10 protein-coding genes and 1 pseudogene are annotated in these 10,725 nt (G+C 67.1%); 5 read left to right on the forward strand and 6 right to left on the reverse strand.

The window, feature by feature from the left end; translation table 11 throughout:
* The 3 genes and pseudogenes from VFT73_RS00015 to VFT73_RS00025 form a co-directional block, all read right to left on the reverse strand.
* Window positions 1-185, reverse strand: a pseudogene (locus VFT73_RS00015) (enoyl-CoA hydratase); the annotation flags it as partial.
* Complete coding sequence (locus VFT73_RS00020; protein ID WP_326408039.1) at window positions 182-631, reverse strand: MarR family winged helix-turn-helix transcriptional regulator; 450 nt, start codon at window positions 629-631, stop codon at window positions 182-184. The pseudogene VFT73_RS00015 and the gene VFT73_RS00020, both read right to left, overlap by 4 nt.
* The gene (locus tag VFT73_RS00025) at window positions 628-1,353 is read right to left on the reverse strand and encodes an SDR family NAD(P)-dependent oxidoreductase (protein ID WP_326408040.1); all 726 of its coding nucleotides are present in this window, start codon (window positions 1,351-1,353) and stop codon (window positions 628-630) included. Before VFT73_RS00025 ends, VFT73_RS00020 begins: the two co-directional genes overlap by 4 nt.
* Before the next feature lie 64 nt (window positions 1,354-1,417).
* Between VFT73_RS00025 and VFT73_RS00030 the strand changes: the two genes are divergently transcribed.
* Window positions 1,418-2,935 (forward strand): HWE histidine kinase domain-containing protein, encoded by a 1,518-nt coding sequence (locus VFT73_RS00030; RefSeq protein WP_326408041.1) that lies wholly within the window; start codon window positions 1,418-1,420, stop codon window positions 2,933-2,935.
* On the opposite strand, the gene VFT73_RS00035 is transcribed toward VFT73_RS00030, so the two are convergent.
* A complete protein-coding gene (locus tag VFT73_RS00035) occupies window positions 2,932-3,723 on the reverse strand; it encodes an ion transporter (RefSeq protein ID WP_326408042.1) in 792 nt (263 codons plus the stop codon). The two genes, VFT73_RS00030 and VFT73_RS00035, sit on opposite strands and share 4 nt — an antisense overlap.
* Before the next feature lie 40 nt (window positions 3,724-3,763).
* Window positions 3,764-6,007, reverse strand: coding sequence for a transferrin receptor-like dimerization domain-containing protein (locus VFT73_RS00040; RefSeq protein WP_326408043.1), 2,244 nt, complete (start codon window positions 6,005-6,007; stop codon window positions 3,764-3,766).
* A 131-nt stretch (window positions 6,008-6,138) separates the two neighbouring features.
* Between VFT73_RS00040 and cysD the strand changes: the two genes are divergently transcribed.
* The 3 genes from cysD to VFT73_RS00055 all read left to right on the forward strand — a co-directional run bounded on the left by cysD (window position 6,139) and on the right by VFT73_RS00055 (window position 9,947).
* On the forward strand, window positions 6,139-7,071 hold the full coding sequence (gene cysD / locus VFT73_RS00045) for a sulfate adenylyltransferase subunit CysD (protein WP_326408044.1): 933 nt from the start codon (window positions 6,139-6,141) through the stop codon (window positions 7,069-7,071).
* 106 nt (window positions 7,072-7,177) lie between these two features.
* Complete coding sequence (cysN, locus tag VFT73_RS00050; RefSeq protein WP_326408045.1) at window positions 7,178-9,085, forward strand: sulfate adenylyltransferase subunit CysN; 1,908 nt, start codon at window positions 7,178-7,180, stop codon at window positions 9,083-9,085.
* A gap of 244 nt (window positions 9,086-9,329) precedes the next feature.
* The gene (locus VFT73_RS00055) at window positions 9,330-9,947 is read left to right on the forward strand and encodes a PEPxxWA-CTERM sorting domain-containing protein (RefSeq protein WP_326408046.1); all 618 of its coding nucleotides are present in this window, start codon (window positions 9,330-9,332) and stop codon (window positions 9,945-9,947) included.
* Window positions 9,948-10,018: 71 nt separating this feature from the next.
* On the opposite strand, the gene VFT73_RS00060 is transcribed toward VFT73_RS00055, so the two are convergent.
* Window positions 10,019-10,513, reverse strand: coding sequence for a hypothetical protein (locus VFT73_RS00060; protein WP_326408047.1), 495 nt, complete (start codon window positions 10,511-10,513; stop codon window positions 10,019-10,021).
* Window positions 10,514-10,586: 73 nt separating this feature from the next.
* Between VFT73_RS00060 and VFT73_RS00065 the strand changes: the two genes are divergently transcribed.
* Window positions 10,587-10,725: Sua5 family C-terminal domain-containing protein (locus VFT73_RS00065; RefSeq protein WP_326408048.1), on the forward strand; the 139-nt coding region annotated here is incomplete at its 3' end.

Raw genomic sequence — 10,725 nt, forward strand, 5'->3', positions numbered from 1 at the left:
CGGCTGCCGAACACCACCGCCCTGACCTGGCGGACATAGACCAGCGCCCGAAACGTATCGCGCAGCTCGGCATAGGAGTCGAACGTCAGCGGGTTCTTCCGTTCCGGCCGGTCGAGTGCGATCAGCGCGACGCCGTCCTCGAAGGTCCAGCGGAAATGCCGGGGCGAGAAGCTCTCAGGGTTCATGCCGCTTCCTTTTCGGTCGGCGGCACGATCCCGGCAAGCAGCCGGCGCAGCGCCGCGATGTCGTTCGGGTCCAGCCCGGCAAAGGCGGTATCGATCCAGCGCCGGTTGTCCGCCGCCATCGCGGCGAACCGCGCCCGCCCCGCGTCGCTCAGCCGGAAGATCGCGACGCGCCCGTCATCCGGATCGCGCTCCCGCTCGACCAGCCCGGCCGCGACCAGGGGTGCCGTCACCTGCGTCGTATTGCCTTCGCTGACCTTCAGCCACGCCGTCAGCGTCCCCGCGGTCAGCCCGTCCTCCCCCGCCCGATCCAGCGCCGCCAATACGTCGAACCGCGCGATCGACAGCCCGAAGCGCTGGCGCAGCCGCAGGTCGACGCCTTTCTTGACCGCATTGGCCGTGCCCAGCAACGCCAGCCAGGCGCGCAGCGCGTCGCGATCGTGGCTCACGCGCTCTCGCCCCCGTCGATCAGGATTGCCTGCCCGTTGATGCCGGCCGCCGCGCCGCTCGCCAGCCACAGCGCCGCCGCCGCGACTTCGTCCGGCGCGATCAGCCGCCCCATCGGGTTGGCGTTGGCGAACGACGCCTCGACGTCGCTCCGCCCGGTCTTCGCCGCAACGCCCTCCATCGCCGCGCGCAGCATTGGCGTGTCGGTATAGCCGGGGCAGATCGCGTTCGCCGTCACCCCGGTCTTCGCGAGCTCCAGCGCCAGCGATCGGATCATGCCCAGCATGCCGTGCTTCGCCGCCGCATAGGCGCCGGCATAGGCATAGCCCTTCACCGATGCGGTGGACCCGACCGCGATGAAGCGGCCTCGTCCCCGCTCGATCATCCCCGGCACCGTCGCGCGCGCGGTCAGCCACGCGCTGGTCAGGTTCAGCGCGATCATCCTGTCCCAATCGGCCCGCGCCATCTTCACCAGCGGCGCGGTCGCGGCCCCGCCGGCATTGGCGATGACGATGTCGAACGGCTGGCCGGCCAGCGTCGCATCGATCGCGGCCTCGTCGCAGACGTCGAGCTGCAGCCAGCCCAACCCGCTCGCCTCCAGCTTCGCGCGGTCGCGGCCCGCCACCCGCACCTCGTCGCCGGCGTCATCGAACGCACGGGCGATGGCCAGCCCGATCCCGCTGCTCCCGCCGGTCACCAGCACGCGCCTGCCCTGTTCGGCCATGGCGTCAGACTAAGGTATTTTAGTATTAAAGCAATCGGCGCCGCTTGCGCGGCTCGACTCGGCCATGCACTACTGCCCAGGCGATGCGTTCCTGCCCAAGCCTCTGATGCTGAAATCGCTGCAACCCGTGCTGGAGACGGCGCTCGACGCCGTGATCGTCCTCTATCCCGACGGCACTGTCGCCGCGTGGAACGGCGTCGCCGAAAAGGTCTTCGGGTGGAGCGGTCCGGAAGTGCTCGGCCGTCCGCTCGCCGAGCTCATCATCCCGCTGCAGCACCGCGAAGCGCATCGTCACGGCATCGAACGCCTAAACCGCACCGGCAAGGCCAGGATTCTCGACCGCCGCATCGAAATCACCGCGCTTGACCGGGCCGGCCGCGAATTCCCGATCGAGCTGTCGATCACGACGGCGGAGTTCGACGGCAGCCGCATCTTCGTCGGCTTCCTGCGCGACATCACTGCGCGGCGCATCGCCGAGGCTCGTCTCCAGCGGCAGGCGCGCGAAGCGCAATTGCTGTTCGAGGTGACGACTCTCGCCGCCGCCACCCATTCGTTCGAGGACGCGCTGCGCGCCTGTCTTCAGGCGATATGCGACCTGACCTGCTGGCCGCTCGGCCATGCCCTGCTGCTGGTCGGGCAGGAGCTGGTCTCGACCACCGTCTGGCACGATGAGACGAAAGGCGCCGCCGACGCCCTCCGCCAGGCGACCGAGCAGATTCGCTTCACGCCCGGCGTCGGCCTTCCCGGCATGGTGCTGGACGCGGAGGAGCCGATCTGGATCACCGATGCGGACGAAGACCCGCATTTCCCGCGCAAGGGGCTCGGCCTCGGCGCCGCCTTCGGTTTTCCGATCAAGAGCGAGGGCCGCATCATCGCGGTGCTCGAATTCTTCACCTACGACCATGTCCGGCCCGACGAGGACCTGATGCTGATCGTCCGTGCGCTGGGCGATCAGGTCGGCCGCGTGCTCGAGCGCAAGCGCACCGAGGAACTGCAGCAATTGCTCGCGCACGAGCTGAACCACCGCGTCAAGAACATGCTCTCGATCGTGCAGAGCGTCGCCGTGCAGACGTTCAGGGATGCGGCAGAGCCGGGCGCGCTCCGCGCCTTCGAGGGCCGGCTGTCCGCGCTCGCCTCCGCGCACGACGTGCTGATCGCCGAGCATTGGGAAAGCGCCTCGCTGCACGATCTGGTCCGCAAGGCGGAGCTCGGCTGCGGGGCGGACCAGGAGCGCATCCGCGCCGACGGCCCGGACCTGCGCCTCGATGCCAGGACGGCCGTCGCGCTGTCGCTCGCCTTTCACGAGCTTTGCACGAACGCGGTCAAATACGGCGCGCTGTCGAACCGCGACGGCCGCATAGACGTGGCGTGGAGCATCCATGACGGCGCCGGCCCGCGCCTCCGCCTCGTCTGGCAGGAACAGGGCGGCCCCGCGGTGGCGCCGCCCCGCGCACGCGGCTTCGGCAGCCGCATGATCGAACGCGCCCTCGCCGCGGAGCTTGGCGGCAGGGTCGAGCTCCAGTTCCTCCCCGAAGGACTCCGCTGCCTGATCGAAGCCCCGCTGCAGGCGCCGGAAGGCTAAAGTCGCGCCCCCAATGCGCCGCGCAGCTCGATCCGGAGCTGTACGATCTCCTCCTTCAGCGCCCGGATCTCCTCTGTGCCTGCCACTTCGCCGTCGCGCGCGGCGGCGTCGCGGCCTACGAAGAACGAGGCGAAGCTGGCGGTGATGTAGCCGAACACCGCAAAGCCGTAGAGCGACAGCAGGAAGCACAGCAGCCGCCCCTCGTCCGTCTGCGGCCAATATTGCGAACCGATCGAGGTCAGCAGGATCGCCGTCCACCACAGCGCGTCGGCGTAGGATGTGAACCCGCCTTCGACCGCTTCGGCCGGCTCGAACGCCAGCATGCCGCCGGCGCCCAGCATCACCACCACCAGCGTCAGCGCCAGGACATAGCCGAAGCGGCGCCGGCCAAGGCTCGCGCGAAGGGCGTTCATTCCCCGGTTCGCCGTGCCGACGATCCGGACGAGGCGCAGCCCGCGCGCCGCTCGCGCGAACCGCAGGAAGCGGAGCGCCGCGATCAGCCGGAACGCGGGCGCGGCCAGCGCGAGCACCGACAGCCAATTGCTTTTGAGGAAATGGAGCTTCGCCGGCGCCAGCGAGAAGCGGACGGCGAACTCGATCAGGAACGCGATCCAGATCGCCGTGCCGACAATCTCCAGCGGCTCGGATTCGCCCCAAACCAGCTCGACGAGGACCAGCGCAAGCCAGACGAAGCTGAGCACCAGCATCGGCGTGCGCAGCCAGTCCTCCAGCTGCGCGAGAACACCCGCACGTTCGACGGCATTCGGGGCAACGAGCGTTTCCGCCATGCACCGTGAAACGTGGCGAACCCGCAACGGGTCCCGCCGGCTACTTGCCCTCGACGACCGCCCGCGCCTGGTCGAGCCGCGCCGAATAGGCATTCAGCACCGCAGCCGTGCGATCCGCATATTCGTTGGCATCGGCAAAACGCCGTTCCTCGATCGCCTCCCGCACGCCCGGCAGCGTCTTGGCGCCATAGCCGGTGAACCGTCCCGGCGCGTAGACCAGGTTCCGGAACCACGGCCGCCCCGGCAGCCCGCGCGGATCGAGCAGCAATTGGTCGATATCGGCAAGCAGGCCGTTGAGCCTGTCCCGCCGCTGCTGCGTCAGGCTCGCGCCCTTGGCGGCATAGGCGGCGTCATAGGCCTTGGCGCTCGCCTTCAGCCGATCGACCGCATTTTCCAGCGCCGCCATCTCGATGTGCGGCGTCGCCGCCTCGGGTGCGGGCGGGGCGACCGGCTTCAGCGGGTCGCTCGCCAGGCGGAAGTCGCCGGCCGCGAGCAGCCTGGCGCGTTTCTCGTCCTCGGCGCGCCTGTCGGCCTCCAGCTTCTTCACCTCGGACAGATAGCGGCCCACCGTCTCCGCAAAGTCGCCGAAATGCTGCGGCGGCGTGTCGGCATCGGCCATGCGCATCACGATCCGCCCGACCGTCTTCGACAGCGCCGCGCCGTATTTCAGGCCGGGGTCGTCGAACATCGTCACATGGCGGAAGCTGTCATAGGCGGAATGATAGACGCCGCCGCTCTCGTCCTCGCCGCCATAGCCCATGTTGAGCGCCGGAATGCCGACATGCTGCAGCAGGCCCGAATAGTCGGAACCCGAACCGAGCGGACCGATCGGCAGGTCGGCGCCCTTCTCGGCGGCTGCGATCAGCGTCTCGTCGCGGCGGCCGTTCTTGTCGAACGCGTTCGCCAGGATCGCGCCGCGGCGGCGCTCATAAACCGTCGCGCCCGTCTCGGGATCGGTGACGTCGCGCATCGCTTCGTTGACCATGTGCTGGAAATCGTGGCTGCCCGAGGCGTGGAAGAAGCCGCGGCCGTTGCCGTCGGTGTTGATGTAGATCAGCGCCTTCTGCTTCAGCTCGGCTTCGTGCTCCTCGGCCCATTCGGTCGAACCGAGCAGCCCCGGCTCCTCGCCGTCCCAGCTGGCATAGACGATCGTCCGGTCGGGCCGCCAACCCTGCTTCCACAAGGCCCCCAGCGCCTTCGCTTCGGACAGCATCGCGACGTCGCCCGACAGCGGGTCGGCCGCGCCGAACACCCAGCCGTCATGGTGGTTTCCGCGCACGATCCACTGGTCCGGATAGCGCGCGCCTTTCAGCTTGGCGATCACGTCATAGACCGGCTTGATCGACCAGTCGGACTTGACCGCCAGATGCACCTTCACCGCGCCGGTGCCGCCCATATGATAGGTGATCGGCAGCGCCCCGCCCCAGCCCTCGGGCGCGACCGGGCCTTCCAGCTTCGAGAGCAGCTTCGTCGCGTCGCCGTAGGACATCGGCAGCGCAGGGATTTTCAGGATCGTCGGCGCAGTCTCGCGGGTCAGCCGCTTTGCGTTCTCGGTCGCGCCGATGCCGGGCGTCAGCGGATCGCCCGGCGAGATCGCCATGTCCTGCACCGATCCGCGCTGCACGCTGAACGGCGGGCGCATGCCGCCCTTCGGATACACGTCGCCCTGCGCATAGCCGTCGTCGGCCGGGTCCGAATAGATGATGCAGCCGATCGCGCCATGGTCCTGCGCCAGCTTCGGCTTCAGCCCGCGCCAGCCGCCGCCGTAACGCGCGATGATGATCTTGCCTTTGACGTCGATGCCGCGCCGCGCCAGCGCCTTGTAATCGTCCGGCATGCCGTAATTCACATAGACCAGCTCGGCCGTCACATCGCCGTCGCCCTGATAGGCGACATAGGGCGGGATCGCGCCGGCCAGGTTCGCCGAGGTCGGATCCTCGGCCAGCGCCGGCTCCTGCCCGCCCAGAACGACATGCTCCGGCGCGATCATCTCGACGGTGGTCGAAATCGGCGTCGGGTACAGCACGTGGAACGTCTCGATATGCGCGTCCCAACCCCATTCCTTGAAGCGGGCCAGGATGAACTCGGCATTGGCCTTGTCGTGCGGCGACCCGACATGGTTCGGTGCCGACGACATCTGCTTCAGCCAGCCGAGCTGGTCCTCGGAGCTGATGCTCGCATCGAACTTCGCTTCGAGTCTGTCCCTGTCGGCCGGGGCTGCACCAGCGGCCTGGGCCAGTGCCACGCAAGCGATCGTCGAGAGCAACAGATGCCGTCCGGTCATTCAGGGCCTCCTCTTTTGCTCCCTTCCATAATTAACATTGGTCAAAGCGCAAACGGCGAAGAGAAACTTGAAACCGGGGAAGACCGGCTGCGCTATGGGAACGCGCGCGGTGCCGTCTATAAGCGGCGCCGATGAACGACATCGCCGGCCTCGAACCCGCGTCCGCGCTGCGCCTCACCCACCTTCAGCGGCTGGAGGCGGAGAGCATTCACATCATGCGCGAAGTGGTCGCCGAGGCGGAGCGGCCGGTGATGCTCTATTCGATCGGCAAGGATTCGGCGGTGATGCTGCACCTTGCCAAAAAAGCCTTCTTCCCTGCCCCGCCGCCTTTCCCGCTGCTGCACGTCGATACGACGTGGAAATTCCGCGCGATGTACGAGCTGCGGGAAAAATCGGCGCGCGATGCGGGCATGGAGCTGCTCGTCTGGCGGAATCCCGATGCGCTCGCGAAGGGCATCAACCCGTTCGATCACGGCGCGCTCCACACCGACCTCTGGAAAACCGAGGGGCTGAAACAGGCGCTCGACCATTACCGCTTCAATGCCGCGTTCGGCGGCGCCCGGCGCGACGAGGAAAGGAGCCGCGCCAAGGAACGCATCTTCAGCTTCCGCTCCGCCAACCACCGCTGGGACCCGAAGAACCAGCGCCCCGAGCTCTGGCGCCTCTACAATGCCCGCAAGAACAGGGGCGAGAGCATCCGCGTCTTCCCGCTCTCCAACTGGACCGAGCTCGACATCTGGCAGTACATCCATCTGGAGGGGATCGAGATCGTCCCTCTCTATTTCGCGGCGCCGCGCCCGACAGTGGAGCGCGACGGGCTGATCCTGATGGTCGACGACGACCGCTTCCGCCTGAACCCCGGCGAAGTGCCCGTCGAACGCTCGATCCGCTTCCGCACATTGGGCTGCTATCCGCTCACCGGCGCGGTCGAGAGTGAGGCGACGACCTTGCCCGACATCATCCGCGAGATGCTCCTCACCACCACCTCCGAACGCCAGGGCCGCGCGATCGACAAGGACCAGGCCGCGTCGATGGAACGCAAGAAGCAGGAGGGTTACTTCTGATGCTTCTCCGCCTCACCCGTTTCCCGTTCGTGTCGAGCGAAGTCGAGACACGCTCCGCCGCACCCCGGTTTCTCGACTGCGCTCGAAACGAACGGAGTTCAGTCCGATGACGGAGCAGAACTCCTCCTACCGGCCCGACTCCCTGATCGCCGACGACATCGAAGCCTATCTCGACCGCCACCGGCGCAAGTCGCTGCTGCGCTTCATCACCTGCGGCTCGGTCGACGACGGCAAGTCGACGCTGATCGGCCGCCTCCTCTACGATTCGAAGCAGATTTTCGAAGACCAGCTCACCAGCCTGGAAGCCGACAGCAAGCGCGTCGGAACGCAGGGCGACAAGATCGACTTCGCCCTCCTCGTCGACGGGCTCGCCGCGGAACGCGAGCAGGGCATCACGATCGACGTCGCCTACCGCTTCTTCGCGACCGACCGGCGCAAGTTCATCGTCGCCGACACGCCGGGGCACGAGCAATACACGCGCAACATGGTCACCGGCGCCTCGACCGCCGATCTCGCCGTGATCCTGGTCGACGCGCGCAAGGGCGTGCTGACCCAGACCCGGCGCCACTCCTATCTCGCCCACCTGCTCGGCATCCGCCACATCGTGCTGGCCGTGAACAAGATGGACCTGGTCGGCTACAATGAAGCCGTCTTCGACTCGATCGTCCGCGATTACCGCTCGTTCGCCGAGAGCATCGGCATCTCCGGGTTCGCCGCCATTCCCGTCTCGGGCCTTGCTGGCGACAACATCGCGGAGCCGAGCGCCAACACGCCCTGGTATTCCGGCTCGACGCTGATCGGCCATCTCGAATCGGTCCCGCTCGATGCCGAGCGCGAGCAGGCCGCGCCCTTCCGCCTCCCCGTCCAGTGGGTCAACCGCCCCGACCATGATTTCCGCGGCTTTGCCGGCCTGATCGCGAGCGGCACGGTCTGTCCCGGCGATCCGGTGCGCGTCCTGCCTTCGGGCCGCACCACCACGGTCGCGCGCATCGTCACATTCGATAGCGATCTGCCCCGGGCCGTCGCCGGCCAGTCGGTGACGCTCACATTCGCCGACGAGATCGATTGCTCGCGCGGCGACGTGATCGCGGCCGCCGATGCTCCGCCTGAGGTTGCCGACCAGTTCGAGGCGACGATCGTCTGGATGGCGGACGAGGAGATGCTGCCCGGCCGCCCCTATTGGCTGAAGCTCGGCGCCCAGACCGCCACCGCCAGCATCCAGCAGCCCAAATACCAGGTCAACGTCAACACGATGGAGCATCTGGCGGCGAAGACGCTGGAGCTGAACGCGATCGGCGTCGCCAACCTGTCCACCGACAGGCCTTTGGTGTTCGAGCCCTATGACGCAAACCGCGATCTCGGCGGCTTCATCCTGGTCGACAAGCTCACCAACGCGACCGTCGGCGCCGGGCTGCTGCACTTTGCCCTGCGCCGCAGCCAGAACGTCCATTGGCAGGCGCTCGACGTCACCCGCGAACGCCGCGCCGACCTGAAGAACCAGAAGCCGGCGGTCCTCTGGTTCACCGGCCTGTCGGGCGCCGGCAAGTCGACCATCGCCAATCTGGTCGAAAAGAAGCTGGCGCGGATGAACCGCCACACTTTCCTGCTCGACGGCGACAATATCCGCCACGGCCTCAACAAGGATCTGGGCTTCACCGACGCCGACCGGGTCGAGAATATCCGCCGCATCGGCGAGGTCGCGAAGCTGATGACCGATGCCGGGCTGATCGTCGTTACTGCGTTCATCTCGCCGTTCCACGCCGAACGGCGGATGGTGCGCGAGATGCTGCCCCCGGGCGAGTTCGTCGAAGTCTTCATCGACACGCCGCTCGCCGAAGCCGAGGCGCGCGACGTCAAGGGCCTCTACAAAAAGGCCCGCGCCGGCGAGCTGAAGAATTTCACCGGCATCGACAGCCCCTATGAGCCGCCCGAAAATCCCGAGCTCCGCATCGACACCACCGCAATGTCGCCCGAACAAGCCGCCGACCTGATCATCGAGCGGCTGCTCGGCTAGGCCGACGCTCACGAAAAGAGCCCCGCCGAAGGTCGCGGCGGGGCTCTGTTCTCCTCAGGGCGAAGCGAAGGAAGAGGGGGCAATCTCCGCTTCGGCTGCATCTACGCCGGCCGCTTCCGGCGGTTCCCTTCGCACCCGCGAAATTTAGCTGAACCCAAAATGAACCGGAGCGTGCGTCGCGTGTTGAGTGGCGCAGAGCGGAAGCCTTTCCTCGTGGGGTGCGCAACGGCTCAGGGAGTTGAGTATGAGAAAAGCAATCATCGCCGCCACGGCGGCACTCGGGTTCGCAGTTCCGGCAAGCGCGGGCGTTATCACGCTCGGCAGCATCACCCAGAATGGCGCCAATGATTTCACCTTCACCTATCAGGGAACGCTCGGTCCCGACGAGGGCCTGCGGGCCGGCGACCGGCTGATCATCTACGATTTCCGCGGCTATATCGACGGGTCGATTTCCGCCGACGGCAATGCGAATGTCGCCGTGTCGGTCGAGAACACGTCGCCAGGCGGTATCGTCACGCCGGGCTTCGACGACGACCCGAACATCGTCAACCTGGTCTACACCTATACCGGCCCCGACTTCCGCAACACCGGCGGACCGTTCACGCCGTTCGACTTCGACGGCCTCCTCGCCCGCTCGACCTTGGGCGGCATGGCGGTCGACGCGTTCTTCGGCCTCTCCACCAAGAACAATCCGGACGGCGTTCCCGGCGGCTCGAACACTGCGGTGTTCTCGCTCGGTCAGGTCACGGTGCCTGCCGCCGCGATTCCGGAGCCCGCCACCTGGGCGATGATGCTCGGCGGCTTCGGCCTGCTCGGCGCCACCGCCCGCCGCCGCTCCCGCCCCGGTCGCGTCACGTCATAGGCAAACGAAAGCCCCGTCAGACCGGCTGACGGGGCCACGTTTGCCTCTCTGCATGAGCTACGCGGCAGGCATCAGGCGAAGACGAAATCCTGAGCGCTGAGCGCTGCCAGCTGGACGTTGTTCAGCGTGAGGCTGGTGTGCGCGTCGAACGAGAATACGACATCGCTGCCTTGCTGGCTGCCATGCGCCATCAGCTCGCCGAAGCTAGAGACGGGACCATTCAGGAAGCGGATCGTGTCGCCCGCAGCGTCGCCGTTGCCGGCGAAATCGCCGATCGCATCCTTGCCGGAACCGGCGGTGAACAGAAACACGTCGTCGCCCTGGTCGCCGAACAGCACGTCGTTGCCGCCATATCCGCAGAGCAGGTCGTTGCCGGCGCCGCCGTGCAGCCTGTTTCCTGCGGCATTGCCGACAATGGTATTGGCCAGTTCGTTGCCGGTCAGGTCGACGGCATAGGTCGACGACGAGCCCACTGTACGCAGCAACTCGACTTCGCTGCCCGCAGTAAGCGTGTAGCTCGTGGTCGCGATCACCGTGTCGGTGCCGTCGCCTCTCCGCTCGGTCACCACATTGTCGCTGTTGTCGACGATATAGAGCCATAGCCCAACATCGTGTCGGCACTGCTGCCGCCATCGATCAGTGACCGGCCACGCCTCCCTCAGCTGCTCCGGCGATATGATCGAGGCTGCGGCGCGTTTGTTCGACTTGCTCCATCAGGCCGACGCAGCCGACGCGGAGACGATTGCCGTGGCATCGATACCGGCCGAAGGCGTGGGGC

It is taken from the genome of Sphingomonas sp. (genome assembly GCF_035758555.1).
In the GTDB taxonomy this organism is placed as follows: domain Bacteria; phylum Pseudomonadota; class Alphaproteobacteria; order Sphingomonadales; family Sphingomonadaceae; genus Sphingomonas_B.

Bases quoted from the DNA above. Each gene is read 5' to 3' on its own strand.
- cysN (WP_326408045.1), top strand. From the start codon at position 7,178: ATGACGGAGCAGAACTCCTCCTACCGGCCCGACTCCCTGATCGCCGAC.
- VFT73_RS00025 (WP_326408040.1), bottom strand. From the start codon at position 1,353: ATGGCCGAACAGGGCAGGCGCGTGCTGGTGACCGGCGGGAGCAGCGGG.
- VFT73_RS00035 (WP_326408042.1), bottom strand. From the start codon at position 3,723: ATGGCGGAAACGCTCGTTGCCCCGAATGCCGTCGAACGTGCGGGTGTT.
- VFT73_RS00030 (WP_326408041.1), top strand. From the start codon at position 1,418: ATGCACTACTGCCCAGGCGATGCGTTCCTGCCCAAGCCTCTGATGCTG.
- VFT73_RS00040 (WP_326408043.1), bottom strand. From the start codon at position 6,007: ATGACCGGACGGCATCTGTTGCTCTCGACGATCGCTTGCGTGGCACTG.
- VFT73_RS00055 (WP_326408046.1), top strand. From the start codon at position 9,330: ATGAGAAAAGCAATCATCGCCGCCACGGCGGCACTCGGGTTCGCAGTT.
- cysD (WP_326408044.1), top strand. From the start codon at position 6,139: ATGAACGACATCGCCGGCCTCGAACCCGCGTCCGCGCTGCGCCTCACC.